We start from the raw sequence: 26,633 nt of genomic DNA on the forward strand, positions 1-26,633 counted from the left end.
GTATTGGTTTTGTTTTTACATTTGCAGAAATGTTTTAATTCAATTGTAACCTATTTAAAATTTTATTGGTGAAAAAGATCTTTTTAGTTCTCCCTCTTCTTTTCCTTATTCTTTCCTGTGAAAATAAAGTGGAAAAAGTTCATAATGCCTTTTACTATTGGAAAACAGATACGTATTCTGAAGTTTCTGTTCCCGAAAGGAATATGCTTGAACAGCAGAATGTCGAAAAGCTGTATGTAAAATATTTTGAAGTGGATTACACCGAAGCGATGGGAAGTTTTCCGATTTCAAAAACCAATGTAAGGTTATCATCTTACTGCGAAGAAAATTTACCGAAGAAATACACTGTTATTCCGACTGTTTACATTAAAAATATTGTATTTAAAAAAAGTTCGGAAAAGGATCTTGATAAACTGGCAGATAATGTAAACTTTCTCATCAATAAATTTACCAACGAGAAGTTTGACTCCATTGCTGTTAATGAAATTCAGATCGATTGTGACTGGACGGCTTCTACAAAAGACCGATATTTTTACTTTCTGAAAAAATTAAAGCCGATATCCCAAAAGGAAATTTCTGTTACCCTGAGATTGTATCCATACAAATATCCTGAAAAAATGGGTGTTCCGCCGGTTGATAAAGTTACTTTAATGTGCTATAATTTAATCAATCCTTTGGCAGATGATTCTAAAAATTCAATTTTAGATCTTAAAGAGATGGAAAGTTATCTCAATACAAAGAAAAAATATCCGCTGCATATAGATATTGCGCTTCCGTTATATTCCTGGATGCAGTTGTATCAGAACAATCAGTTTAAAGGAGTTCTATATAACGGAAATGATCTGAAAAAAGTACTTAAAGAAACAAAACCGCTGTGGTACGAAGTAACGAAAGATACCGTGATTGATTATAAGGATTATCTGAGAGTAGGAGATAAGATCAAATATGAAGAAATTACACCAGAACAAATCAATAAAGCTATTACATTAATCAGGAAAAATATAAAGCTGGATAAAGAAATTACCGTATCACTTTTTCATTTAGATGCCAATCAGTTAAATAACTACACCAATGAAGAGATCAGCCATTTTTATAGCGATTTTACTAAGTAATCTGTTTTTTGCGTGTGGATTTTATCCTTACGGCGATGATGTACGGTTTTATTTTCTTGACCCTGATAATTTTTCTTATCAGGAATATCGGTCTTTTTACTATTCATCCCTTTATTTTGGCTATAATAATGACGGTGAAGAACCTGAAATTAAAGATTTGCAGAATGAAGTTCTTTGGAGAAAATACTGTAAGAATAAAGTTTCATTGGATGAAATTAATTTTGCTCTGGAAAAATATGGTTTTTCGGATATCAATGAAAAAAGCAGCAACGATTTTATAAAATATTTATATTCAGCTAAAGATAATGAAGCAATTAATTATCTGAAATTTGCCAAAAACTGTGAGTTTTTCAATTCATGGCAGGAAGATCCGTGGGAAAGAAATGAAAATACAGCGGCTCATAAGAGAACAGTTTTATTACATCAGGCAATTGCTTTAGCTTCCAAAACCAAAAATTCAGAGATCAGAAAAAGATATGCATTTCTTGCGGTTCGTCTCGCTTTTTACAATGGGGATATGAAGTCTTTGGCGAAGATTTATGCTCAATATTTTTCTGTGGAAAAAGCAAATGATATTATTGATATTTGGGCTTTGTATTTTAAGGCAATCGAAGAGAAAAATCAGGGGCTTAAAAATATTTACTTTGCCAGAGTTTTTGCTAAATGTCCCGAAAAGCGTTTTGTTTCATGGCAGGCTTTCGATCATAAATTATCAAAAGAGGAAGTCTTACAATCGATAGATGATCCAAAAGATAAAGCGCGGGTTTTAATGATGTACAGCATCTACAATTCCGGTAAAAATATCGATAATCTTAAAGAAATTTATGCCTGCAATTCTAATTTTGATGGACTGGGCTTTTTGGTGTCACGTGAGATCAGTAAACTGGAAGACTGGATTTTTACACCTTATTATTCTTTGTTTGAGCCAGCCATTCCGGATTCCGGATATAGTTCTCAGTATGACCAGGAATATCAGTCGGTAAGAAATGTATTTGGAAGAGTGGAAGCGGACAGAGAATATGCAAAAGAACTTTTGGAGTTTATTAATTCTGCAGATTTATCGAAGGTACAGAATCCCGATTTCTGGAAGTTTGCCAAAGCTGAACTTTTATTCATGACGAAAAATTATTCTGAAAGTCTGAAGCAAATCAGCAATCTGGAAAAAACGTTGCCGGCAGATTCTAAAATCCGGGAAAATGCAGAGCAGATCAAGGCATTAAATCTTTTTGCAGATCAGACTTACGGAAAAGCTGTAATTCCTGATGCCGCAAAAGAAATTATCATTGAAAACAGAAAAAACGAACGGTTTATTTTTGCACTGGGAAGAGAACTGGAATATCTCGGAAATACGGATGATGCAGCACTTTTGTATGCTTCTCTGGATGAGAGGCTAAACAGTCTGGTTTATTTCAAATCGTTAAAAAGTGACCGTCATACTTACGGAGATTATTTTGTAAATTATTTTAATTATATGGATGCAGTCTATTCTCCTGAACAGGTGCAGAGTTTCATTAAAAAGACTGAAAAAGTAAATTCAGGAAACGATTTGTTTTTTAGTAATTTTAAAATGAAACAACAGTCGGTTAATAATCTATACGATCTTCTGGGAACAAAATATATAAGACAAAACAAACTAAATTTAGCCTTACATATATTTAAAAAACTGGGTGCAGAATATTATGAAGCGCAGAATACACTTTGGGAGAATGATGGAAAAGACAGTTATTCTGCATCAGGTAAAATTTTTGATCAGAATCCTTTCTATCATCTAAAATATACTCCTGATTTTATACAGGAAAAGGAAAAATTCAGAGTGACTAAATTATCTGTAACCCAAAAACTGATCGAATATCTCGGCAAAGCCAATAATCCACAGGAAAAAGACAGGGATTATTACTATTTTCTGGTTGCCAACTGTTATTACAACATGTCGCAGTATGGGAATGCGTGGATGATGAGAAGATACTTCGTAAGTTCAGCAGGAAATTTTTCTATCCGTGAAGATAATGAGGAATTTAATACGGCTGGTCTGGCAAAATTATACTACGGAAAAGCTATGGAAAACGCGAAAACTGAAAAATTCAAAGCGTTATGTCTCAGAATGCAGGGAAGGTGTGAAAATTATAATTATGATTTTAATGGTGAGGAAAATGCGGACAGTTTTTCCCGATCCGATGACTATGAAGACAGAAGGCTCGAAAAAAACAGATATTATCAGGATCTTAAAAATAAATATGCAGGACAGTATGAAGATATGATGAGCGGATGCGAATTTTTTGAGGATTACTTTAAGGCAAGACGTTAAAAGATTACGGCGGAGCTTTCAGCTCCGCCGTAATCTTTTAATATTATTTCAAAAAAATTAATTCATATAAGCGGAATTAGATCCGATTCCTGTTACGAATTTTTTCAGAACTGTTCCCGAAGTATTGTATACCGTAACTTCTGACGGTGCAGTAAAATTCTTCACATCAGACGCAAAGATTTTCCCGTCTTTTACAGAGAAACCATACAGCGTAAAATATTGTCCTCCGTCTACAAAATTGATAAGAGGAGTAGAAGGTGCTGTTGTTGCATTCATATCCATTGTGTAAATCTTGTTGGAAGAGGTGAAATAGTATTTTCCGCCATCAATTTCAAGATTTCTTGCATTGGCGATGCCTGTTAAAGTTGTCGTTTTTGTAATTGTTCCTGCAGGAGAAATTTCATAAATGTAAGAATTAGATGTTCCTGAAGCTATTACGTACACATTATTATTGTAACTGATGGTTTTTTCGATTTCACCATTTGGAACAGAAACTGTGTTGATGATCTCATTGGTTGAAGTATTGATTCTTGTAAGCGTACTTCCGTAGCTGTAAGTCGCATTCTGAACAAATACTGTTCCTCCAGCTTCAACCACTCTTTCCGCTGTAGAAGTGGAAGCGAAAGGAATTTTCTTCACAAAAGAAAGATCAGAAAGCTTGTAAACATTCACATATTTTGCTCCGTTATACTTATCGTTGGAAACATAAAGATTTCCGTTACTGATCGTCATGTATCTCGGATTATCCAACTGAGCCGTAATTTCTCCGGTTTTTTTGAAATTATAACGGTTAACAACCTGTACTTTATTCGAATTATTCAGAAGCAAAAAAGCTCTGTCGTCACTGAATGTGATCGTCTGCAAAACATCACCCAGATTTTCGTTATTATTTTTCTTATAAATATCGTTCTCCAATACAGAAAGATCTTTAGAAATAAAAGAAACACTCGCTGTAGGTGTTCCGAAGTTTCCTTCATTCGCAATAAAATATCCGTTTTCATAATCACCTCGCGACGGCATTACATATTCATCATCACTACATGAAACATTAATCACAAGGATCAAAGCCAGTAAAAGCTGAAAAAGTCTGTTGAATTTCATAATATAATAATTGATTTTAAAAATTTAAGTTGATGTAAAAACTGTAGTTTCTTTTAGGTAATGGATAATAAGCCATCGTTTCATAGATCTCATCGGTAATATTATTTACCCTCAATCCTAAAGTATACTTTTTGGCAACAGTTGCAGACAATCCTGCATTCAGGACGAAATACGGTTTTATAAGATAATCGTTATTCTCATCAGAAGTGGTAAAAGTCTTACCCGTAAACATTCCCTGAACATACAGATTCATAAATCGGTACTGATAATCTGCATTACCGAAAACTTTATGAAGAGGAACATACATCAGCTGATTTTTCGTCTCAAGATCTACAGATCTCGTATAACTGTATCCCGTATTTATTTTTAAAGAATGTTCTTTCGAAAACTTTTGATGAAACCCAATTTTAGACTCAAGACCATAAGATTCAACATCTCTTACGTTTCTTGGTGACCAATATCCGAGAGAAGTAGGAACCCACTGAATCATATCCTTTATTTTCATGTAATAAGGCGTGAAGCTCAGCATGAATTTTCCGAACGCCAATTCGTGGCTCATTTCAGTCTGCAAAGACGTTTCTGCCTTCAGATCCAAATTTCCGCCTGGATTCCAGTAAAGATCATTAAAAGAAGGAAATCTGAAATTCTTTGAAAAACTTGCCCCTAAACTGTACCAGTTAGAAACTTTCCACTTTCCTGAAAAAGAATAGAGTAAAGGCGATTCTATATTTTCAATAAAATCCTTCTTGATTCCGGTTTCCAGTCTCAGTTTCTGGGTAGGGAAATATCTCAACAATCCTGCAACAGAATAAATATTTCTTTTTACATCCTCAATTCCGGATTGATAGCCTTCTCCTTTATTGATCTGAAACTCCCCGATAAGATTGACATTCAGTTTAGGCGTGATGAAATAATTGAAATCATCTTTAAAAATCAGATTTTTTCCCGTTCCGCCACTGGTTTTAGGAGCCTCAAAAACCCCGAAATACTGGAAGTTTTCTTCCGTGTAAGCCGCTTTCAGGCTGTTTGAAATCGATTTCGAATTCATATCGTGGGTAAGAAGACTGCGAAAAGTCTGCGCTGCATACTTCGTCCGGTTACCGTTTTCCGTGAAAATAGGATAATTCTGTTCCGCGTCGTACAACTGACTTTGCCAAGAAATTTTCTGATTTCGGGCAATTTTATAGCTAAAACCTATATTCGCTGTACCGTTAAAATATTTACCGTTTCGGTTGATATACTGCTTTTCAGGAACCTCATAATTATTTTGACTGATGAAATAATTTCCGGATGCCTTAAAACTGAAATCCGCATTGCTGAAAGAAGTTTTAAAATAATTCTGGAACGTCTCATAAGAAGCCACTTCACTATGTAAAGTTGCATGAAAACCCTCATTAAATTTCAGCTCATTGTTAAGGTGAATACTTCCTCCTATCGCACCGCTTCCGTAAACCACACTTCCGCCGCCGGCTTTCACTTCTATCGCATCATAACCGAAAATCGCGATATTATTAACATCTCCCTGCCCCAAAAAAACAGAATTAATATTAATCCCATTCCACACAAAAGCAGTCTGCTGCGCCGTTGTTCCCCTGAAAGAAGGCGAAGAAACCGCACCGCGGCCATTTTCCTTAATATAAACAGCCGACTGAAAACGTAACGTTTCAGATAGATTAGCGGAATTTTTTTCGATGTCTTTGGGAGTAATTGTAGTAACCGGATGAAAAAGTTTCACCTTATTCATCTGATTGTCAAAAACATAAACGGTGTCAATAGCTTTCTCCTGCGCGTAAAGAAAACAACCGTATGATGCAAAAAGCAGTACTAAAGATCTTTTTAATGCCATTCCTATTTTACTTTTCCTCCGAAAGCAATGTTTTTAAGATTACATTTTGGCAGGTCTCCTGACTTTCGCTTTCTACACCTTCCCGTTTTCACAGTGGTTTATCGTAGAAATCTTATATGCGATTTACAGTTGCGGGGACAGTTTGGGATTTTCGCCCAATTCCCTTTTCATTCCAAATTAATGGAAACCAAAATTTTTGCAAAGATAACTTTTTTAATTTATTGACAAAAAAAATACCCATTAAGTATCTTTTTAATAAAACAATGATTTGTTGCATTACATACGAAAAACAATTTCAGGAGCTTTTTCCAGCTTTCGCTACTCGCTTTTTTTGGATTCGGCGGCGGCAAAAGCCGCCGCCGAATCCAAAAAAGAGCTCAGACATGCCGCTCAATCTGGGCTAGGAAAATAAAACCGCAGAAAATAAACATTTTTATAAAATTCAGATTCTATTGAAAAATAAATAATCATTTTCAGCCAGAATTATTTAAAATGTATTAAAAACCTACTTTAAGTTTCTTTAAATTCATTTTAAATTTAGCCGCAAAAAAGACAAAAGACTTTATTGAATTGATTTAAAGTATTTCAAAAGTCTGCAAAGAGAAAAAAAAATAATTTTTAAACTTATGTGCTCTTTTTTTTCCATTTAAGGATTAAACTTAAAAAACTAAAGTGTTTAAATCTTTTGCATATTTTGTAGTAAAAGTTTAAGCAAGTTATTTAATTACTTTAAAATAAACATCACTAAAGAAGAAAATCATAGATTTTTAAAGACTAATGTGTTCTTCTATTTTAAATACGCATCATTCAAAATCTCATGTGACTTATGTGATGAAAGAAAGTCCCTTCTTAAAAAACTTTCCCTTAAATCATTAAAATACAAATGAAAAATTCAGACAGAATTTAAGAGTTTGTTTAAATTTTTTTAAAATAAAAATACTCTTATTGAAAAAAACTAAGGCGCAAGGTTTGATAAAATTTCTATTCTTTTAAGACGCAAGGAGAAAATTAAAGATTTTCCTTTATAATGCTGATAAAATTTTATCGCAGATAAAATCCTTGTGCTTTAAAGCATACTATCTTAAACAACTTTGTGCCTTTGCGAAAATCCAACCTGAATTCTTATTTACTATTATTTAAACATTTTAACTATAAAAAAGTACCGTCAAAATAAAACGGCAGAAGATCTTTAATAGAATGTACCTTCACCACCTCATCATTCAGATTAGAAAAATAAAGCTCAATATTTTCATTCTGCTTCGTTTCATATTCAATAATACTCTGTCTGCACGATCCGCATGGAGGAATCGGTGGATTTTTCTCAGAAAACTCCTTTGGTCCGCCTACAATAAAGATTTTCTTTATTTTTTCAGACGGAAAATTTGCCCCGATCCAGAAAAGAGCAGTCCTTTCCGCGCAAAGTCCGGAAGGATATGCCGCATTCTCCTGATTGTTTCCGGTATAAATTTCTCCGTTTTCCAGAAGCACAGAACAGCCAACCAAAAAGTTAGAATAGGGAGCATAAGCGTTCTCGCGCGCTTCTTTTGCTTTTGCAAATAATTTTTTTTCTATATCGTTCAGTTCAGCGTTATTGTTGAAATATTCGTAACTGATATGAGTTTCTTTTTTCATATATTGTGGGTTTAAAAAAAGGGGGATAAATTTACTTTTTTTTCATGAGGTGGGCAACACCATCACATTCTTTAAAAATTTTAAAAATCAGATCAAAAATGTTATACACTCCAATCAGATTCAGAAATGTTGAATTGAAAAACCGTTGGGTAATGTCTCCAATGTGTATGTATTCTTCCGAAAACGGATTAGCCAACGATTTCCATTTTGTACATTACGGAAGCAGAGCGCAGGGCGGAACCGGACTAATCATCCTTGAAGCAACGGGAGTAGAACCCCGCGGAAGAATTACCAACCATTGCATGGGAATCTGGAACGACGAACAGGCAGAAAAACTAAAGAAAATTGTAGAATTTGTACACCGGAATTCAGAAACCAAAATAGGCATTCAGCTTGCACATGCCGGAAGAAAAGGATCTGCGTGGAATAATGTACAGATCCCGATAGAAGAAGGCTGGGAAACCATCGCACCAAGTCCGATTCCGTATCATCCGACCGAAAGAATTCCACATGTTTTAACCATCGAGGAAATCAAAGAACAGGTTGAAAACTTCAGACAGGCAGCGAGAAGATCTGTAGATGCAGGTTTCGATGTCATAGAAATTCACGCGGCACACGGTTATCTTATCCATCAGTTTTTATCACCGCTTTCCAACATCAGAACCGATGAATACGGCGGAAGTTTCGAGAACAGAATACGGTTTTTAATTGAAATCGTAGACGCAGTTAACGGCGAATTAAATGAAAATGTTGCCTTATTTGTAAGAATTTCCGGAACAGAATACGCAGAAAACGGCTGGGAAATAGAAGACAGTGCCGAACTTGCTAAAATCCTTAAAAACCATTCGGTAGATCTTGTTGATGTTTCCAGCGGAGGAAATATTCACGGAGTAAAAATTCCGGTTCACGAAGGCTATCAGGTTCCGCTTGCGTCACAGGTAAAAAATGATTCAGAAACAAAGACAGGAGCAGTAGGATTAATTACGAGAGTCAATCAGGCAGAGGAAATTCTGCAGAAAGGAGAGGCAGATTTAATTTTCATTGCCAGAGAAAGCTTAAGAAATCCTTACATTGCCGTTCAGGGTTCCTTTGAAATGGATGAAGACTGCTTTTTTCCTCATCAGTATTTAAGAGCAAAAATTTCTAAATAATTTTTTTATATATTTGAGAATCATAACCCTGCATTACAATGAAAATTGAAGACTTTATGCTGCCTTGTCCCATCAAGAAATTCTTTGGAATAGACTGTTTTGGGTGCGGAACGCAGAGAGCTATCGTCATGGTTTTTGAAGGCAGGTTTGACGAAGCATTTCATATGTTTCCGGCGGTCTATACTTTATTGCTGTTTTTCGGAACGGTCTTCCTGAATTTTGTAGACAGAAAACGGAATTACAGTAATATTTTGGTTTTTCTTGCCATTATCAATGCCATTATTATGGTTACTTCTTATTTTTATAAACATTTATACTTACCTATACATTAATCAATTAAATTATAACTATGGAACAACAAAAATTACCTAACGCAACGGCGGTATTAATCTTGGGAATTGTATCAATTGTCGGGTGTTGCTGTTACGGACTTCCGGGACTTATTGCAGGGATCATTGCATTGGTTCTGGCTAAAAAAGACGGAGAACTTTACAGAAAAAATCCGGCGGCTTATTCAAATTACGGACAATTGAATGCCGGAAAAATAATGGCAATCATCGGAATTGTATTAAGTATTTTATACGTGGTTTACGTTGTTGTCATGATCTCTACCCTTGGATGGGACGCTATGAAAGACCCACAACTGATGCAGGAAAGAATGAGAGAACTGATGGGACAGTAATTTCTTATTAATTTAAAAATAAAAGCCTTCTTTCAATTGAGAGAAGGCTTTATTATTTCTTAAAGCTAAATTTATTTCACAATAAACTTCAATGAAGAAGCATCTAATTTTAGAATATAAATTCCCTGCTCCAGATTTTTAATTTTAATAGAATTTTTACCGTTTTTAAAAGGCTGATCGATTGTCTGCATTACTTTTCCGTGAAGATTGTATATCTCCGCTTTTTTTATATTCTGCGTTTCTCCTTTTACAAAAACCTCATTATTGGAAACAGGATTTGGCGAAACCTGTAATGTATTCTGATCTGAAATGGTTTCAGTAGAAAAACTTTGAACCTGCTTTGCCGTTCCCGAATAACACGTCCAGCTCAGATCATCAAGAGCAACTCTGTTGGTGGTAGAATTATTTTCTAAAGTTACCACCACATTCCCCGGAATATTAATATTGCTTATTGTGGTAGTTGCTGCACTGATGTTGTAAGGAATAGTTCCAACAGCCGTTCCGTTTACTTTAACGGTGAAAGTTCCGTTAGAACCTGTAAATTTCAGTTGAGTAGTTACAGTCAGTGATCCGATTCCATTCGCTGAACTGCTTGAAGTTAAAGCGCCGTCTCTTATTGTAATCGCTTTGTTGGAAATCGTCTGATCTGTTCTTGCATCCGTTGCTGTCCACGTAATGCCGTTGTTTGTCCATGTTCTCGTTAAATATCCTGTTGTACCTGCAGGAATATTTTCAAAATTTTCATAGACGCAATTTGTCGGAGGAGGAACAGCATCCGTAGTTCCCGAAACTGTAGAGCTGTTGGCGGAAGAATTTCCTGCAGCATCTTTAGCAATCACATTAAAGGTATAAGTGGTGGAAGCATTTAAGCCTGAAATGGTCGCAGAAGTTGCACTTACCGATGTTTTTAAATTTCCGTTCATGTAGACATCATACGAAGTAACGCCAACATTATCTGACGAAGCATTCCACGACAGCGAAATGCTGCTTGGCGAAGTTCCCGTAACCGCAAGACCGGTAACAGTGGAAGGAGCCTGTGTATCGATCGGAGCATTGGTTGTGCCTGAAACGATAGAGCTGTTCGGAGAAGAATTTCCTGCTGCATCTTTCGCTACAATATAAAAAGGATAAGTAGTGGAAGGACTTAATCCGGAAATAGTTGCAGAAGTGGAGCTTACAGTTGCCTGTAAATTTCCGTTCATGTAAACGTTATAAGAAGTAACCCCAACATTATCGGTTGAAGCATTCCATGAAAGCGAAATGCTGCTTGAAGTAGTTCCGGAAACACTAAGCCCTGTCACAGTTGTCGGAGCCTGTGTATCAGCGGGAGCCCAGATCTGGTTTACATAATTCGGATTATCGATGAAAGGATTTCTGTTTCCCTGATAAGCATAGGTAGCATTGTTCCGGTTGATTTCCGCCTGAGAAACAGGATCCTGATTGTGCCAAGCCAACAGAACATTAAGTTCCCAGGTCTGCAACCCCGGAAAAGCAGAATTACCTAAAATATCTCCAGAAGAAAATGTAGCAAGCTTACTCTGATAGCGCGTTACAAAATAAAAAATCATACGCGCAACATCCCCTTTAAATTCATTAACAGGTTCAAAAACAATCCCTGAATATCCGGGTGAAGCAGAACTTCCAAGTTTAGAACCGTTAGACGATAGGGAAGTCGCAGTTCCTACGATTCCAAAAGGATAATCTGCCCTCATGGCATTTACTTTTCCGTCTGTTGCTCTGATGAAATTGATGTCGGAATACATCGGTGAAGCAGAATTAAATAAGCTCTGAGGAATAATATGCTCTCTGTTATAGCAGTTTCCTTCTTCTGTATACGTTCCGCATTGGTTGGTTACAGGAATAAAATTGTAAGGATCTGCACCGGTCGGATTTTCAGAATAAATATCCAGAATAGAACCGTCATTTTCATAATTCTTGTCAATATCGGTTATTTTAAAACCTGTCCAGAGTGCGTTATAGCCTTTGTCCTGATGACCATTCGTAATGATTGAACTCAGTGCTGTTTTCAGAGAAGCTCCGGAAAGTCCGTTTGCCGAATTGTAATATCCCGAAGGAGCCTGAGCATTTGCTAAAACTGAAGCAAAGCCCAAAATGAATAACTGTTTTTTCATGGTAAATTTTTAAGATCGTAATATTACCATAAAATTTATGAATATAAAATTACATAATCGTTAATTTTTAATAAGATTCATACAAATAAAAGCCTTCTTTCAACAGAGAGAAGGCTTTTGTTATTTATTAAGCTAAATTTTATTTCACAATAAACTTCAATGAAGAAGCATCTAATTTTAAAATATAAATTCCCTGCTCCAGATTTTTAATTTTAATAGAATTTCTACTGTTTTTAAAAGGCTGATCAATGGTCTGTATTACTTTTCCGTGAAGATTATAGATCTCCGCTTTCTTAATATTCTGCGTTTCCCCTTTTACAAAAATTTCATTATTGGAAACAGGATTTGGCGAAATCTGTAATGCATTCTGGTCAGAATTTGATGCTAAAGAAATACTTGGAGCCTGTCTTGCCGTTCCCGAATAACAGGTCCAGCTAAGATTATCAATAGCAACTCTGTTGGTGGTAGAATTGTTTTCTAAAGTTATAACAACGTTCCCCGAAACATTAATATTGCTGATAGTGGTGGTTATTGCAGAGGTATTGTAAGGTACGGTTCCTACCGATGTTCCGTTTACTTTAACAGTGAAGTTGTCATTAGAACCGGTAAATTTCAGTTGAGTAGTTACCGTCAAAGATCCGATTCCGTTGGCTGAACTGCTTGATGTTAATGCGCCGTCTCTAATTGTGATTGCTTTGGTGGAGATCGTCTGATCTGTTCTGGAATCTGTTGCCGTCCATGTAATACCATTATTTGTCCATGTTCTTGTTAAATAAGAAGCCGAACTTTCAGAAGGAATGGTCTCAAATGTTTCATTGCCGCAGCCTGATGAACTTGGCGGAGTAGAAGTTCCTCCCGAAGCAGAACCTGAACCCCAGATTTGATTTACATAATTTGGATTATCAATAAAAGGATTTCTGTTTCCCTGATAAGTGTAAGAAGCATTATTTCGGTTAATTTCCGCCTGAGAAACAGGATCCTGATTATGCCAAGCCAATAAAACATTCAATTCCCAAGTCTGCAAACCCGGAAAAGAAGAACTGCCCAACATATTTCCGGATGTAAACGTGGAGAGTTTGCTTTGGTATCTCGTAACAAAATAAAATACCATTCTTGCTACATCGCCTTTAAATTCATCAATAGGCTCGAACACTGTTCCCGAGAAACCTGAAGAAACAGAATTTCCAAGCTTAGAACCGTTTTTTGAAGTAAACGTTGCAGTTCCCACCTTTCCGAAAGGATAATTGGAACGCATTCCGTTTACTTTTCCGTCCGTAGCTCTGATAAAATGGATATCTGAAACCATAGGAGAGGCTTCATTAAAAAAGCTTTGAGGAATAATATGTTCACGGTTATAACAATTTCCTTCCACCGAATACGTTCCGCATTGGTTGGTAACCGGAGTAAATTTGTAAGGATCTGTACCCACAGGTTTTTCCGAATAAATATCCAGAATAGAACCGTCATTCTCATAATTCTTGTCGATGTCAGTGGTTTTGTACGCCGTCCAAAGTCCGTTGTAGCCTTTGTCCAGATGTCCATTCGTGATAATAGTGCTTAATGCCGTTTTTAATGAAGCTCCGGAAAGTCCGTTAGCAGAGTTGTAGTATCCCGAAGGAGCCTGAGCATTTGCTAAAACAGAAGCAAATACAATCATTAGTAATCGTTTTTTCATGTCAAGATTTTAGACTTTAAGATTACTATAAATTTATCAATAAAAAATTACGGAATTGTTAAATTTAATTATGCATAGAATTGTATACGGTGTTAAATCTTTACTTTTTATTGAGAATAAACTTGTTCTGAATATTTATTGCATACTTTTTTTGCGAAAAAAGATGACTTTTCAAAATTATTTTTGGCAGATATTTTGTGTTATTCTTTAAAAATCACCATTATGAATCACAAAATAAAAATTGCACTGGCATTAATTACCGGCGGAACTTTGGTTTATCTTAGCCGAAAGCTGAAAAACTCAAAGAACGAACCCGAAACTTTCACAGGAGAAGACGGCAAAGTCTATCAGAAAGATGAAACTTACTTTACAGCAGACGGTAAAATATACAAAAACGGAAAAGAAGTTCATTTTAAAACACCTGAAACATCAGAAAAAACTTCAAATCAAAAATTTCAGCAGGAAACGATTCAGAAAAATTATGAAGTTCATCCCCAAAATGTCGGCTATCATCATAAAGGAACCAGACATCACTAATTCAATAAAAAAGTCAATGCAGTTACGGCATTGACTTTCTTATATATTTGATTGATTTATATCTTATTTCATCGGAGGATAATTCTTCATGATTTCCGCCATGATCTCAGGAATTTGCTTTTGTTTCGCTTTAGGTCTGTCAACAGAAATTCCGCTTCCGATTCCCTGCCAAACCAGTTTATTGGTTTTCGCATCTACCAGATCCACAATAATTGCCCCTTCATTATAGTTGCTCGTCCATGTTCTGTTCATGCCGATTCCCCATCCGAAAGGTCCGCCCCAACCCCAGGCTCCGTAAGGTGAAGTGGTGGTTACGTCCGTTACTTTTTTATGGTTGGCTTTTACATTTACAATCAGATCAGGATTTTCTCCGGATTGAAGACCTTTGCTTTGAAGCTGTCTCGAAAGCTCATTCAAAACTCTGTCTTTATCAATATCATTCAGTTTTAAATCATCAATTCTTAATTTATAAGTTTTGTATGAATTAAAATTTGCCGTGTCCGCATAGTCAGAACGCACGTTGAAAGGACTGCAAGACGTTAAACCCAAAGTAGCCGAAGCCAACAGTAAGAAGATATATCGCTTCATTTTATTTATTTTTTTTATCGTTTTTAATAAATGTATCGGTCTTTTTATCGTATCCGTAAGGACAATGTCTACAGCCACTTTTACAGCAATGTCCTCTCTTCAGATGAAACTTTTCCGTAAAAACTTTATAACCCTGTTCGTTGTAGTAAAAGTCTTCACCTTCTTTGATGTCAAAAAGTGCCATAGGTTAAATCTCTAAGTCAAAAAACTTTATATTTGTTAGTATGATAATTATATGCCAAAAGCCTTTAAAAAAATTAAAAATCAACGGCATTGCTCTGTTCCCTTTTATCTTCATTAGGAATCCCGAAGATAAGAAAAATAAAATATTGATTAATCATGAAAAAATACATTTAAGACAGCAGTTGGAAATGCTCATCATTTTTTTCTACATTTTTTATGTAATCGAATATTATTACTGGTTTTTTAAACTGAAAGACAGTTATCAGGCGTACAAAAGAATCTCCTTTGAAAGAGAAGCTTATTCCAATGAACATAATCTGAATTATCTCAGGAAAAGAAAATTCTGGAGTTTTCGAAAATATCTTTAAAATCAGGAAGGGTTAACGGATAATTGTTGTGAGAGATTAGATTTCTAATAACACGTCACAAAATTCCCCTCCTTTGGAGGGGTGGCGAAAATTCGAAAGAATTTTTGACGGGGTGGTTAAATAAGTAAAAATAAAATTGCCCATCCTTATCTTCAATGATAAACCTCACCTGTTCAAAGCAAGACTAAACACCCAAAAAACACTATTTTTGTAAAATAGATTCAGCCTAAATGCTATTAAATGTTCCATTAGAAAAGATCCCGATTCAGGAAATTCTCATTGATAAAAAAGTAAAACTTTTTATGAAAAGAGAAGATTTAATTCATCCTGAGATTTCAGGGAATAAATACTGGAAGCTTTTTTTCAATATTAATAATTATCTCTCCGGAAATCCTGAAAAGCCCTACATCATTACTTTTGGCGGAGCATTTTCAAATCATATTTCTGCGGTTTCTGCGGTCGGAAATTTAGCTGGAATTCCGACTTTGGGAATTATAAGAGGAGAGGAGCTGAAAGACAAATGGCGCGACAATCCGACTTTACTTTTTGCTAAAAGAAACGGGATGAATCTGCAGTTTGTAACCCGCGAAGAATACCGCCACAAAGAAAAACTGACTGAATTTTTACAAAAAGAGTTTCCGGAAGCGCTCGTTGTACCGGAAGGAGGAACCAATGAAGCCGCTGTAGAAGGCGTAAAAATGATGCTGAATGACGATACAAAAGATTTTGATTATCTTTGCACCGCAGTCGGAACAGGAGGAACGGTTGCCGGAATTTTAAAATTCAGTGAAGAAAATCAGAAAGTTATAGGATTTAAAGCGGTTGATGACGATTCGCTGGAAAATAAAATTTCAGAACTAACTTCTAAGAAAAATTTTGATCTAATAAATTCAAGTTTTGGAGGTTATGGTAAAATAAAGGATGAAAATATCCGTTTTATCAATGATTTTAGAGAGAAATACGGAATTCCGCTGGAGCCGGTCTATACAGGAAAGATGATGCAGAAAATTTTCGAATTGATAGATGAAGATTATTTTCCTGAGAACAGCAAAATTTTGTGCTTCCACACCGGCGGTTTGCAGGGGATTGAAGGAGCCAATTTGCTTTTAGAAAAACAGAACAGAAATTTAATTATATAATCTAAATTGAAAAACATGAAAAGACTTTTCACCATCGTAAGCCTTTTAGTTTTATCAAAATTCTCAGCCCAGACCTGGGCAACCGAAGATCAGTACATCCAGAAGTTTGCAAAATATGCAGTGGAAGAAATGGAAAAATATAAAATTCCGGCTTCTATCACGCTTGCACAGGGACTTTTGGAAACAGGAGGCGGGCAAAGCCGATTGGCTTTGGAAGGGAAAAACCATTTCGGGATTAAATGTAAGGAAGACTGGACCGGAAAAACCATGAAGCATACCGATGATGCTCCGAACGAATGTTTCCGGGTTTATGACGATCCGAGACAGTCGTATGAAGATCATTCCATCTTTTTATCGACTAGGAAATACTACGCTAATCTTTTCAATTTAGATATGAAAGATTATAAAGCGTGGGCAACAGGTCTTAAAAAAGCGGGTTATGCAACAAATCCACGTTACGCTTCCATATTAATTGGAAAAATAGAAAGGTATAAATTGTACGAATTCGACAATACCAATTCAAAAGAAGCTTTATACGCCGTTCTGAAACTGTATCCGGATCTGAAAGACGACAGAACTTTCATGGCTCAGCTGGAACCTGAAAAATATACCAGAAAAGTAAAAGAACCTGTAACCGTTGAAGTTCCTTACAAACAGACTTCTTACGCTCAGCAACAGAAAAGAGTGGAAAGAATTAAAACAAAAGCAGAAATTCTGAATACCATTTTAATTAAAAGTCATCCGAATGACGGATTAAAATACATCATCATTCCTGAAGATACCAACGTAGAATTCATTGCCAAAAAATTCAAGATCAGTGAAAGCAAACTAATGAAATGGAATGAACTGGAAAGCGATGTGCTGAAGAAAAATGAAATTGTTTTCCTTGAATCTAAAAACTCAGACGGAAATACTGCAACCTACAAAGCCGAAGCAGGCGAAGATATGCATGATATCGCCCAGAAATTCGGAATTAAATTAAATAAATTATACGCTAAAAATAGGATGGACGAAGGACAGAAACCTTCCGCCGGACAAGTAATTTATTTGATTGATAAAAAACCCAGAAATTAATTTTCGTTGATGGTTTATAGTTGTTGGTTGATGGTTAAAACTAACAGCTATAAACTGTTAACTAACAACTATATATGAAATATCAAAGAAGTTCAGCTTTATTCGAAGAAGCTTACAAATACATTCCGGGAGGTGTAAATTCTCCGGTAAGAGCATTCAAATCTGTAGGAGGAGTGCCTGTTTTTATGAAATCTGCAAAAGGAGCCTATCTTACGGATGCGGATGATAATACGTACATCGATTACATCAATTCGTGGGGACCTGCCATTTTAGGACATACAAATCCCGAAGTTTTGGAAGAACTGAAAATTCAGGCTGAAAAAGGATTTTCTTTCGGAGCTCCGACAGAACTGGAAACAGAAATCGCAAAATTTATTACAGAAAATGTTCCGAATGTAGATCAGATCAGAATGGTTTCTTCGGGTACGGAAGCGTGTATGAGCGCGATCCGACTCGCAAGAGGATTTACAGGAAGAGATAAATTTATAAAATTTGAAGGCTGTTATCACGGTCATTCAGATTCTTTTTTAATTAAAGCGGGAAGCGGTGCGGCAACTTTCGGAAATCCGAATTCGCCGGGCGTAACTGCTGGAACAGCAAAAGATACTTTACTGGCAAGATACAATGATTTTGAGCAGGTTGAAGATCTTTTCAGACATAATCCGGGTGAAATTGCAGCGGTCATTATTGAGCCGGTTGCCGGAAATATGGGTTGTGTTCTGCCGGAAAATGAATTCCTTCAGAAATTGAGAACAATCTGTGATGAAAACGGAGCTTTATTAATCTTTGATGAGGTGATGACAGGTTTCAGACTTTCTTTCGGAGGGGCTCAGGAACTATACAATGTGAAGGCAGATCTTGTAACGTACGGAAAAGTAATCGGAGGCGGACTTCCGGTAGGTGCTTTTGCAGGAAGAAACGAAATTATGGATCATCTGGCTCCAAAAGGAGGCGTTTATCAGGCAGGAACATTAAGCGGAAATCCGTTAGCCATGAGAGCCGGACTGAAAACTTTACAGTTAATTAAAAATGATCCTGAATTTTTCAACAGACTGGCAAAAACAACAGAAACCTTAGATTTTGAAATCGGTAAAATTTTAAACGAAAAAGGAATTGCCCACAAAATCAACAGAAAAGGATCGATGATGTCGGTTTTCTTCCATATCAACAGTGTTTCTAATTTTGATGAAGCACAGGAAGCCAATCATGCATTGTTTAATAATTTCTTCCATCAGATGCTGCAAAACGGAGTTTATCTTCCGCCGAGCGGTTATGAGACTTATTTCATCAGTGATGCGATTAAAGACAGAGAAATAGATATGACGCTGGAAGCAGTTAGAAAATTCGAATATTCTTAGTTGAAAAATATTAAAGGAGTAGATTTATTTCTGTCCTTTATTGAAACAGCATCGGCTTCAGATTTATCTGAAGCCGATGTTTTTATTTTAGACCATAAACTTTTTACTGTAAAGTAGACCAGCCGATTGCCCAAGCCGGATTTCCCAATTTGTTTCCTGCACCTAAAGCATCCGATTTCTCGTTGTAGGTATTGCTTAAAAGTGTTACTGTAGAGCCGGAAGTAGAAGTGGCAGTTACTTTATTCGTAACGTTCGTATCAAAAAAGGCATCTTTAATTTTACTTTGCCCGTTAAAATAAGTTACAGTAGGATCACTTTCAATAGAAAATCCGTTCGTCCAGTTAGAAACCACTACATTTTCAAAACTCGCATACGTTCCGGAATATAATCTGATGGCTTTGGATTCTCCGGAGGTTCCGCCCAAAAGCGTTACATTTTTAATAGTAGGTTTTGAGACCGGAGTTGCTGCAGTATTCGAAGCATTGTTAAGCCCTTTTATTGCAGTATTTCCAGAACCGTTTGTTTTTCTTTTAGTGAAAATATTGGTAGCGGTTCCGATCCATCCGTCTGTCCATACAAAAGCATCATCCTCGCTTCCGATGGAGACAATATTGGAAAGATTTACCGTTCCTCCGTACATCTGGATTCCATCTTCAGCACTATTAATCAAAGCAACATTCTCAACTTTTGTATCGCTGCCAACTCCAAAAAGAGAAAGTCCGTTGAATTTTACACTGGTAGAAAAACTGATTCCTGCATTTTCGATTTTTACATACGTCAGAGAACCGGAATTATCTGTTGCCGAAGTTCCTCCGTAAGCAGAATTTAAAATTTCAGAAGTATTGGCTGCACCGGTATTTACAGGAGCCTTTCCGCAAATAACAACGCCGCCCCAGCTTCCGGAAGTTTCTGTAGAAGAACGGAAAGAAACCGGTGAATTAAGGGTTCCGTTTGCAAAGAGCTGCCCTCCCTGTTGCACCAAAACATAAGATGATGCGCCCGCTGTGGCAACAATTCGCGTTCCCGCCGGAATAACGAGTTTTCCTCCGTTTTTTACAGTAACAGCACCGTTAAGTACGTATACTTTTGTGGCATCCAGTGTTACAACCTGTCCACTGGTAACCTCCCCCTTGAAATTACCTGGATCTTTTGCAATCCCTACCACCGGAATAGTGGCAACGTCATCATCCTCTTTATTACAGGAATGAACAACAAGTGAGGTACTTATAATAAGGGCTGCTAAAATATGCTGAAAGCGGTTTTTCATAATGTTTTTAGATTTTACTTCTTTAAACAGATTTTTAAAGATCTGTGTTTTATTTGAAAAGACCAAATTACCATTTTTCTTCTTATTTTCCCAATGGTATTTTTTGCTGAATTAAATTTACTTACTCATGAAAGCGGCATCGGAAAATTTTTTCCGATGCCGCTTTTGAATTTAATATGAAGAAACTAATTACTATTACAAATTGTAGTTAGTCCAGCCTGCGTACCAAGTGTCGGTAGCATCTTTAACAGCTCCTCTATAAGTTACTGCCGTAAACCAGCTGCTTAACTTTGGATGAGTAAATACACCTCCTGTTAATAATGGAGATCCTGAAGCCGGAGAGAAGTTCGGAGTTGTTCCTGCAGGTGCCCAAGCTCCTGTTAATTTAACGTCAGCAGAATAAGTCAGCGTAGAATTTCCGTTTGAGTTATACCAGTTCGTAAGATCTGTTAATGAGAAAGTTGTAGGCGTTGTAGTAGATCCCGCGAATTTTAACGGTGTAATATTTCCTGCTAAAATATTGTTTTGGAATACTAAGCTTGAATTTCCGATGTTATTGTCTGTAGGAGTACCTTTTGTAGCATCAATAAATAAACCTACCGGATATCCTGTGAATACAGAGTTGAATACAGAAATTGCAGAATTTCTTCTTATTTGTAATGCATTCTGGAACAATGCGTTAATTGTACCTGCATTTGTACTTGTAGAATTAGAGTTTACAGGTCCTATAATCGTCATGTTTGAGAATGTTGCACCCGTTTGAGGAGTTAAAGAAGATCCGTTAGCGTCATTGTCTGATTCAAAAGCGTTAGATCCTGAAACGTCTGCTACCTGAGAATCTCTTACGCCGATACCGAACTGAATTTTTCCTGAGAAACCGTTATCTGTATCAAAATCATCATCAAGACCTTTATAGGCAATAAGGTGAGAACAGTTTACCGTTCCTCCAAACCATTCGAAACTGTCATCGTTTGCATAAGCAACTTCTACATAATCCACAGTTGTTCCGTTACCTACACCTCCGAAAGTAATTCCGTTGATCTCTTTATCCGGTAAAAATGCATATCCTGCATATTCTACTCTTACATATTTTAATACACCACTGTTGTCTGCAGCATTTGTTCCTCCATAAAGACCTAAACCTTCACTGTTGTTGATTCCTCCTTCGATTTCACCTACACCAGCCTGACCATTGAAAGAAGAATTGGTAGGAGCAGCTCCTAAAACTACAAGACCTGCCCAGTCTCCTCTTTTCGGACTTGGTTTTTCAGAAGTGAAAATAATCGGGTTCGCAGCTGTACCTTCTGCCATGATCTTACTTCCTCTTGTAATAATCAATGCTCCGTTTTTATCCGCTTCCCCTACGATTTTAGTTCCCGGTTCGATGGTTAAAGTAGCACCGTTTGTTACATATACCAATCCTCTCAACTTATAGATATTGTTAGCTTTAAGAGTAAGATTTGAAGTAATCTTTCCTGAAAGAATAAGATTTTCAGTGCTTCCGCTGCCTGAGTTCTGAACTATAGTTTGTCCATCTTCTTCTATGTTTCTACATGCTGTAACAGTAGTTGCTAAAGTACCAAGCATTAAAGAGTATAAAACAAATTTTTTCATGTTATAAGACTTATTATTTTTTATTAGATAATTGATTTAATTGTAATTAGAAGTTGTATCCGAGAGTTAAACTGAAGTTTGTTCCTGTTACTCTGTCGATTGCCAGTGCATCAGCACTGTCGTATTTTTTATTGTTGTTCAGATCATGGTAGAATTTCGCATGACGGTTCAGGATATCCGAAACATTCAGCTTAATTTCTCCTTTGTTCTGCCATAGTTTTTTAGCGATCTGGAAATCAAGAAGCGGTCTTGGATTTTCCCAGATTGGCGGAACCTGATCATTTCCTACATAAAGAATTCTTCTTCCAATCATATTAAAAAGTACTGTTGAAGACCATCCGGATTTTTCAGAATCATACTGCATGCTTAAGTTTACGGTATAAGGAGACTGTCCCTGCATTGGTCTGTCTACATTGGTTGCAGCATCTGTTACCCTGTTTTTAATTAAAGCAAAGTTACCTCCCAGTGTAAAGTTTTTAAATGCACTTACAAAGTCTAGTTTCTTTCTGAATTCTAATTCCGCTCCATAAGCATCTGCCTTGTCAACATTTAAGTAATTGAATGTATTACTGGTTCCCACTCCGGATTGGTTGAAATATAATTCGATAGGATTTTTAAAGTTTTTATAGAATCCTGCAACCGAAAGAATCTCCCCGTTTCTCGGATACCATTCCCAACGAACATCCGCATTGGTAATTTTTGTTCTCTGGATATATTTATTACCGATTACGGTAGCTCCCAAATCAAAATCATAATAAGCTAATGGAGAAACCTCTCTGAATTCAGGTCTTACTACAGTCTGTGAACCAGCAACACGTAAATTCATGTTATTGGTAAGCTTGAATGTCATATTCAGAGCAGGTAAAAAGTCTGTAACACGGGTATTTACAAAACGGTCATCACTTCTTTTCGTACTTCCTACCAACTGATCGAAGTTTTCAACTCTTAATCCCCAAACTGCTCTGAACCATGAAGTAAAGTTGTTATCCATCTGCAGATACCCTGCATTTAAAATTGTATTTGCGATATATCTGTACTGGTTTCCTGCAATTTCGTCGAAAGTAAACTTGTTTCCTGTAGTACCGAAATTTTCAGAATTGAAAATAGTTTCGAAAGGTTGTGAAAGCAATGACTGATTGTATCCTGCAAGTCTTACAGAGAAAGGTCTTGAGTTGTAAACCCTGTCTTTCACCTGAAATAAATATCCTCCTTTAATGGTTTGTTTCTGGCCTCCGAACATTTCGAAAGTTTTGGAAATATCACCTCCTGCATTGTATAAATAATCGCTAAGTGTAGAGTAGAATACACTTCCTGATTTTTGAGAAAGACCGTTAGAGATCAAAGCCAGATAAGGGCTTCCGCTGATATCGGGATATTGGTTGTACTGTAAACGCTGTAACAACGGAATGTACTGATCCAGGATTCCGAAACTTCCGTACCAGTTAACCGTAAAACCGCCCAGAGCATCAATCTTATGAGTTCCGTTAAGAGTAGAGTTATAGAAAGTAGTTTCTTTAAATCCAATCTCTCTTGCCATGATATTTGTTCCGTTTACCGGATCAAATTCAAAATCTTTTCCTGTTCTGAAAGACATATGGTTTACCGTATTGTTGGTAATAATATTTTTCAGGGAGATTTTGTTATTATTATTCAGCTTCAATGTTAAATTTAAGAGACCTCCTAAAATAACATCATTCTGATATTTTTCTGTATAGTAATCGAAGTTGGTATCTGCTTTCGTTCCGTTGATCGTAAAGAAGCTGTTTTGCGTTTCAATTCTTCTTTTATTGTTGCTGTAGTTTAAAACTGCAATTACTCCCAGATCTTTCCCGAAAACTTTAGTATTGAATCCACCATCAAGCTGTAAGCTTATATTCTGTGGAAAACCATTCGTATCATACCCCAGATTTTTCACATATTTTCTTCCATAATCTGTTTTATCTGCATCACTAAGAAGCGTGAAAGAATTCTTGGCAGGCATTCCTGCAGGAAGTTTTCTTGTTCCGTCATCAATTCCTAAGAAATCCCACTTTCCTCCTTTCTGCATTTTAAATTCCTGCCCCATTGTAATAGAATTTCCTCCTACACCCACTTGCGCGTTGAAGAAATTTTTATTGGGAATATCCTTAGTATTTACCTGAATTAATCCGCCTCCCCATTCTCCGGTATATTCCGGAATAAATGTTTTATTGATTACCAGTGTTTCAATAACGTTAGCAGGGAAAAGGTCGAAAGAGAACGTTTTTCTGTCCGGCTCTGTACTGGATAACTGGACGCCGTTAAGCATTGCCTGATTGTAACGGTCAGATAAACCTCTTACAACAATATATTTTCCGTCAAATAAACTCACTCCGGAAACTCTTTTCAGAACTTCACCCGTGTTTCTGTCCGGACTTCTTTTAATAGCTTCCACACCAATCACCTGAGAAACAACACCTGCATTTCTTTGCAGACCGATGGTAGAAGCAATCGTTTCTTTTCTTGCGTTGGATTTAATAACAACCCCTTCAATCTGTTTTTCTTTTGCAGACGTATTAGGCTTATCTAAGACAATATCAAGGTGAGTATTGGCATCACTTTTTACAACCACTTCACTTATTTCTTTTCGGTTGTATCCGTTAGAAGTTACCGTGATGACGTAATTGGTTCCAGGGGGAAGGCTCAGAGAGTAGTTTCCGGAAATGTCAGTTGTTACTTCCTGATCATTTACCTTGATTTTTACCCCTTCAATAGGCGTATTATCTTTCTCGTCCAGTACCCTGCCTTCTAGAACCTGGCTTTGTGCAAATGCATAGCCGGCGGAAAACAAGGCAAGCAGCATAATGCTCTTGTGGATTTGTTTTTTCATTTTTACTATATCTTACTCGATTCTTTCGGTGCAAAGGAATAAAGAATTTATGGGTTAGGTAGTTTAGCAAAATTTAATTTTTTCTTAACTAAACATTAAGAAAAGAATATAATTGTTAACTTTATGTGAACGATATCCGTTTTGTTAAACAGTGATTAAAATATTATTAACTTTGACTCGTAAAAATTAAAAATGAACCAAAAGAAAATCCTCTTAATCGACGACGAACTGGATATTTTAGAGATTCTGTCTTACAACTTGGAAAAGGAAGGCTACGACATTTATACAGCCACTAATGGAAATGAAGGTATCGACAAAGCGAAGGAAATTGTTCCGGATCTGATTTTATTGGATGTCATGATGCCCGAAAAAGACGGTATCGAAACCTGCCAGGAACTTAGAAAAATTAAAGAACTTCAAAAAACTTTAATTGTTTTTCTTTCTGCAAGAAGCGAAGAATTTTCACAATTAGCCGGTTTTCAGGCAGGTGCAAACGACTACATTGTTAAATTAATTAAACCGAAAATCCTGATTTCTAAAGTAAATGCTTTATTGCAGTTAACTTCTCAGGTTTCAGACAACTCTAAATTAATTGAAATCGGAGATTTAATTATTGATAAAGATAACTTCAGGGTTTCTAAAAACGGACAGCAGTTTCTACTTCCTAAAAAAGAATTCGATCTTCTGTATTTGCTGGCTTCCAACACAGAAAAAGTTTTCAAAAGAGAAGAAATTCTGGAAAAAGTCTGGGGAAATGACGTTATCGTGGGAGAAAGAACCATCGACGTCCACATCAGAAGACTGAGAGAAAAACTGGGAATCAACACGATTCAGACGTTAAAAGGAATTGGGTATAAACTTATTGTTTAATACTCAATTTCTTACCTTTATATCAACCAATAAAACTTTGTAAAATTGAAATTTTACAGACTTACCCTCGTCGCCTCTTGTCTTCTGACATTGGTGATGTTTCTTTTAGTAATCATTTTCGATTCACTAAAAGATATTTATTACAGTACACCATTTTTTAAAATCGGACTGGTTATTTGCCTTGTCCTGATTTTTATCATCAATTATATCGTTTTAGAGCTTTTATTCAATTATTATGGCAAAAAGCAGGTTCGCGGTCTTTCGCAGCTTTTACCTCAGGAAATTGTTCATGATGATGATGAAAACATCACCATTAAAGAATTGGGAGAAAGATTTTCAGACCTCAACCAAAGAAAAGTGACTGAACTGGATATGATGAAAGAAATGGAAAGTTACAGGAAAGAATACATCGGAAACGTTTCCCACGAGCTGAAGACACCCCTTTTTTCCATTCAGGGATATGTGGAAACGCTGCGCGACGGCGGAGTAGATAACCTTACGATCCGGGATAAATATCTGGAAAGAATCGATAAATCTGTAGAACGTTTAATTGCGATTGTAACGGATCTTGATATGATCAACAGGCTGGAAGCAGGAGAAATAAATCTTACCGTTTCTAAATTTGACGTTAATTTATTAATTAAAGAAATTTTTGATCTTCTCGATCTCGAAGCAGAAAAGCATAATGCAAGCTTGCAGATCCAGACTTTGCAGCCACAGATTTTTGTGGAGGCAGACAAACAGAAAATTTCGCAGGTCTTTATTAACCTGATTTCCAATGCAATTCACTATGCAAACAGACAGGAAGCAAAAGTGGTGGTAAAAACCAGCGTTCTTAAAAATAAAGTTTTAATAGAAGTTATAGACAACGGGATGGGAATTAAATCCGAAAGTTTACCAAGAATTTTTGAAAGATTTTACCGTGTGGAAACCAGCCGAAGCAGAAGGGAAGGAGGTTCCGGGCTTGGTCTTGCCATTGTAAAACATATTCTTGAAGCCCATAACGAAAACATCACCGTAGAAAGTGTTTATCTGGAAGGCACGAAATTCAGTTTCATGCTGGAGAAAAGCAAATAATTTTTGCAAAATGTATGAAAAAAAAATGTTTTAAAAAATGATGAAATATTTTTTTGTCACATCTCATTTATTTT

22 protein-coding genes and 1 riboswitch are annotated in these 26,633 nt (G+C 36.3%); of the genes, 12 read left to right on the forward strand and 10 right to left on the reverse strand.

Translation table 11 applies throughout. The features are described from left to right. Positions 1–68: 68 nt before the first annotated feature. Together AC52CF_RS05420 and AC52CF_RS05425 are read left to right on the forward strand one after the other, a co-directional pair. Positions 69–1,112, forward strand: a complete 1,044-nt coding sequence (locus tag AC52CF_RS05420) for a hypothetical protein (protein WP_290266590.1) — start codon at positions 69–71, stop codon at positions 1,110–1,112. After that, positions 1,072–3,417, forward strand: a complete 2,346-nt coding sequence (locus AC52CF_RS05425) for a hypothetical protein (protein ID WP_290266589.1) — start codon at positions 1,072–1,074, stop codon at positions 3,415–3,417. Before AC52CF_RS05420 ends, AC52CF_RS05425 begins: the two co-directional genes overlap by 41 nt. 57 nt (positions 3,418–3,474) lie before the next feature. On the opposite strand, the gene AC52CF_RS05430 is transcribed toward AC52CF_RS05425, so the two are convergent. From AC52CF_RS05430 to cdd, 3 genes are all read right to left on the reverse strand, one after another. Beyond that, positions 3,475–4,518 carry a YncE family protein gene (locus AC52CF_RS05430; RefSeq protein ID WP_496517916.1) on the reverse strand — a complete coding sequence of 348 codons (1,044 nt, stop codon included), beginning with the start codon at positions 4,516–4,518 and terminating at the stop codon, positions 3,475–3,477. 16 nt (positions 4,519–4,534) lie between these two features. Then, complete coding sequence (locus tag AC52CF_RS05435) at positions 4,535–6,364, reverse strand: TonB-dependent receptor plug domain-containing protein (protein WP_496517917.1); 1,830 nt, start codon at positions 6,362–6,364, stop codon at positions 4,535–4,537. Positions 6,365–6,395: 31 nt separating this feature from the next. Beyond that, positions 6,396–6,571: riboswitch (cobalamin riboswitch) on the reverse strand. A 942-nt stretch (positions 6,572–7,513) separates the two neighbouring features. Beyond that, positions 7,514–7,996 carry a cytidine deaminase gene (gene cdd / locus AC52CF_RS05440; protein WP_214590514.1) on the reverse strand — a complete coding sequence of 161 codons (483 nt, stop codon included), beginning with the start codon at positions 7,994–7,996 and terminating at the stop codon, positions 7,514–7,516. A 98-nt stretch (positions 7,997–8,094) separates the two neighbouring features. On the opposite strand from cdd, the gene AC52CF_RS05445 reads away from it, so the two are divergent. The 3 genes from AC52CF_RS05445 to AC52CF_RS05455 are packed head-to-tail and all read left to right on the forward strand — an operon-like array spanning position 8,095 to position 9,829. After that, positions 8,095–9,147 (forward strand): NADH:flavin oxidoreductase/NADH oxidase, encoded by a 1,053-nt coding sequence (locus AC52CF_RS05445; RefSeq protein WP_214590513.1) that lies wholly within the window; start codon positions 8,095–8,097, stop codon positions 9,145–9,147. A gap of 38 nt (positions 9,148–9,185) precedes the next feature. Continuing rightward, positions 9,186–9,479: a DUF2752 domain-containing protein gene (locus AC52CF_RS05450; protein ID WP_214590512.1), complete on the forward strand. Its 294-nt coding sequence runs from the start codon at positions 9,186–9,188 to the stop codon at positions 9,477–9,479. A 17-nt stretch (positions 9,480–9,496) separates the two neighbouring features. Continuing rightward, positions 9,497–9,829, forward strand: a complete 333-nt coding sequence (locus AC52CF_RS05455) for a CCC motif membrane protein (protein WP_214590511.1) — start codon at positions 9,497–9,499, stop codon at positions 9,827–9,829. Positions 9,830–9,900: 71 nt separating this feature from the next. On the opposite strand, the gene AC52CF_RS05460 is transcribed toward AC52CF_RS05455, so the two are convergent. Further along, entirely contained in the window at positions 9,901–11,961 is a 2,061-nt protein-coding gene (locus AC52CF_RS05460; RefSeq protein WP_214590510.1) for an endonuclease, read from the reverse strand. Between the two features lie 139 nt (positions 11,962–12,100). Then, positions 12,101–13,636: an endonuclease gene (locus AC52CF_RS05465; RefSeq protein ID WP_214590509.1), complete on the reverse strand. Its 1,536-nt coding sequence runs from the start codon at positions 13,634–13,636 to the stop codon at positions 12,101–12,103. Positions 13,637–13,858: 222 nt separating this feature from the next. On the opposite strand from AC52CF_RS05465, the gene AC52CF_RS05470 reads away from it, so the two are divergent. Beyond that, entirely contained in the window at positions 13,859–14,173 is a 315-nt protein-coding gene (locus AC52CF_RS05470; protein ID WP_336690488.1) for a hypothetical protein, read from the forward strand. Between the two features lie 63 nt (positions 14,174–14,236). Here the strand turns inward: AC52CF_RS05470 and AC52CF_RS05475 are convergent, their stop codons facing one another. Together AC52CF_RS05475 and AC52CF_RS05480 are read right to left on the reverse strand one after the other, a co-directional pair. Further along, entirely contained in the window at positions 14,237–14,761 is a 525-nt protein-coding gene (locus AC52CF_RS05475; RefSeq protein WP_076396528.1) for a DUF4136 domain-containing protein, read from the reverse strand. 1 nt (position 14,762) lies between these two features. After that, a complete protein-coding gene (locus AC52CF_RS05480) occupies positions 14,763–14,945 on the reverse strand; it encodes a C1orf53 family protein (RefSeq protein ID WP_029294953.1) in 183 nt (60 codons plus the stop codon). A gap of 40 nt (positions 14,946–14,985) precedes the next feature. Here AC52CF_RS05480 and AC52CF_RS05485 point away from each other — a divergent pair, with 40 nt between their 5' ends. The 4 genes from AC52CF_RS05485 to hemL all read left to right on the forward strand — a co-directional run bounded on the left by AC52CF_RS05485 (position 14,986) and on the right by hemL (position 18,883). Next, positions 14,986–15,312 carry a hypothetical protein gene (locus AC52CF_RS05485; RefSeq protein WP_235129940.1) on the forward strand — a complete coding sequence of 109 codons (327 nt, stop codon included), beginning with the start codon at positions 14,986–14,988 and terminating at the stop codon, positions 15,310–15,312. A gap of 230 nt (positions 15,313–15,542) precedes the next feature. After that, positions 15,543–16,451: a 1-aminocyclopropane-1-carboxylate deaminase/D-cysteine desulfhydrase gene (locus AC52CF_RS05490; protein WP_375180776.1), complete on the forward strand. Its 909-nt coding sequence runs from the start codon at positions 15,543–15,545 to the stop codon at positions 16,449–16,451. A gap of 15 nt (positions 16,452–16,466) precedes the next feature. Next, complete coding sequence (locus tag AC52CF_RS05495; protein ID WP_235129942.1) at positions 16,467–17,525, forward strand: glucosaminidase domain-containing protein; 1,059 nt, start codon at positions 16,467–16,469, stop codon at positions 17,523–17,525. A gap of 74 nt (positions 17,526–17,599) precedes the next feature. Further along, entirely contained in the window at positions 17,600–18,883 is a 1,284-nt protein-coding gene (gene hemL, locus AC52CF_RS05500) for a glutamate-1-semialdehyde 2,1-aminomutase (protein ID WP_375180774.1), read from the forward strand. A 103-nt stretch (positions 18,884–18,986) separates the two neighbouring features. Here hemL and AC52CF_RS05505 read toward each other — a convergent pair whose 3' ends face one another. From AC52CF_RS05505 to AC52CF_RS05515, 3 genes are all read right to left on the reverse strand, one after another. Then, positions 18,987–20,150, reverse strand: a complete 1,164-nt coding sequence (locus tag AC52CF_RS05505; RefSeq protein WP_375180773.1) for a beta-helix domain-containing protein — start codon at positions 20,148–20,150, stop codon at positions 18,987–18,989. 195 nt (positions 20,151–20,345) lie between these two features. After that, positions 20,346–21,764 (reverse strand): beta-helix domain-containing protein, encoded by a 1,419-nt coding sequence (locus AC52CF_RS05510; RefSeq protein WP_375180772.1) that lies wholly within the window; start codon positions 21,762–21,764, stop codon positions 20,346–20,348. 46 nt (positions 21,765–21,810) lie between these two features. Beyond that, the gene (locus AC52CF_RS05515) at positions 21,811–24,612 is read right to left on the reverse strand and encodes a TonB-dependent receptor (protein ID WP_496517918.1); all 2,802 of its coding nucleotides are present in this window, start codon (positions 24,610–24,612) and stop codon (positions 21,811–21,813) included. 192 nt (positions 24,613–24,804) lie between these two features. Here AC52CF_RS05515 and AC52CF_RS05520 point away from each other — a divergent pair, with 192 nt between their 5' ends. Both AC52CF_RS05520 and AC52CF_RS05525 read left to right on the forward strand, forming a co-directional pair. Next, complete coding sequence (locus AC52CF_RS05520; RefSeq protein ID WP_076396546.1) at positions 24,805–25,482, forward strand: response regulator transcription factor; 678 nt, start codon at positions 24,805–24,807, stop codon at positions 25,480–25,482. A gap of 45 nt (positions 25,483–25,527) precedes the next feature. After that, complete coding sequence (locus tag AC52CF_RS05525) at positions 25,528–26,559, forward strand: sensor histidine kinase (RefSeq protein ID WP_076396548.1); 1,032 nt, start codon at positions 25,528–25,530, stop codon at positions 26,557–26,559. The last annotated feature ends 74 nt before the right edge of the window (positions 26,560–26,633 follow it).

This window comes from Chryseobacterium sp. 2P (assembly GCF_059579425.1).

What these genes read in the sequence shown, in the direction of transcription:
- AC52CF_RS05425 (WP_290266589.1), top strand. Translation starts at nt 1,072, where the DNA reads ATGAAGAGATCAGCCATTTTTATAGCGATTTTACTAAGTAATCTGTTT.
- AC52CF_RS05430 (WP_496517916.1), bottom strand. Translation starts at nt 4,518, where the DNA reads ATGAAATTCAACAGACTTTTTCAGCTTTTACTGGCTTTGATCCTTGTG.
- AC52CF_RS05435 (WP_496517917.1), bottom strand. Translation starts at nt 6,364, where the DNA reads ATGGCATTAAAAAGATCTTTAGTACTGCTTTTTGCATCATACGGTTGT.
- cdd (WP_214590514.1), bottom strand. Translation starts at nt 7,996, where the DNA reads ATGAAAAAAGAAACTCATATCAGTTACGAATATTTCAACAATAACGCT.
- AC52CF_RS05445 (WP_214590513.1), top strand. Translation starts at nt 8,095, where the DNA reads ATGTTATACACTCCAATCAGATTCAGAAATGTTGAATTGAAAAACCGT.
- AC52CF_RS05450 (WP_214590512.1), top strand. Translation starts at nt 9,186, where the DNA reads ATGAAAATTGAAGACTTTATGCTGCCTTGTCCCATCAAGAAATTCTTT.
- AC52CF_RS05455 (WP_214590511.1), top strand. Translation starts at nt 9,497, where the DNA reads ATGGAACAACAAAAATTACCTAACGCAACGGCGGTATTAATCTTGGGA.
- AC52CF_RS05460 (WP_214590510.1), bottom strand. Translation starts at nt 11,961, where the DNA reads ATGAAAAAACAGTTATTCATTTTGGGCTTTGCTTCAGTTTTAGCAAAT.
- AC52CF_RS05465 (WP_214590509.1), bottom strand. Translation starts at nt 13,636, where the DNA reads ATGAAAAAACGATTACTAATGATTGTATTTGCTTCTGTTTTAGCAAAT.
- AC52CF_RS05470 (WP_336690488.1), top strand. Translation starts at nt 13,859, where the DNA reads ATGAATCACAAAATAAAAATTGCACTGGCATTAATTACCGGCGGAACT.
- AC52CF_RS05475 (WP_076396528.1), bottom strand. Translation starts at nt 14,761, where the DNA reads ATGAAGCGATATATCTTCTTACTGTTGGCTTCGGCTACTTTGGGTTTA.
- AC52CF_RS05480 (WP_029294953.1), bottom strand. Translation starts at nt 14,945, where the DNA reads ATGGCACTTTTTGACATCAAAGAAGGTGAAGACTTTTACTACAACGAA.
- AC52CF_RS05485 (WP_235129940.1), top strand. Translation starts at nt 14,986, where the DNA reads ATGATAATTATATGCCAAAAGCCTTTAAAAAAATTAAAAATCAACGGC.
- AC52CF_RS05490 (WP_375180776.1), top strand. Translation starts at nt 15,543, where the DNA reads ATGCTATTAAATGTTCCATTAGAAAAGATCCCGATTCAGGAAATTCTC.
- AC52CF_RS05495 (WP_235129942.1), top strand. Translation starts at nt 16,467, where the DNA reads ATGAAAAGACTTTTCACCATCGTAAGCCTTTTAGTTTTATCAAAATTC.
- hemL (WP_375180774.1), top strand. Translation starts at nt 17,600, where the DNA reads ATGAAATATCAAAGAAGTTCAGCTTTATTCGAAGAAGCTTACAAATAC.
- AC52CF_RS05505 (WP_375180773.1), bottom strand. Translation starts at nt 20,150, where the DNA reads ATGAAAAACCGCTTTCAGCATATTTTAGCAGCCCTTATTATAAGTACC.
- AC52CF_RS05510 (WP_375180772.1), bottom strand. Translation starts at nt 21,764, where the DNA reads ATGAAAAAATTTGTTTTATACTCTTTAATGCTTGGTACTTTAGCAACT.
- AC52CF_RS05515 (WP_496517918.1), bottom strand. Translation starts at nt 24,612, where the DNA reads ATGAAAAAACAAATCCACAAGAGCATTATGCTGCTTGCCTTGTTTTCC.
- AC52CF_RS05520 (WP_076396546.1), top strand. Translation starts at nt 24,805, where the DNA reads ATGAACCAAAAGAAAATCCTCTTAATCGACGACGAACTGGATATTTTA.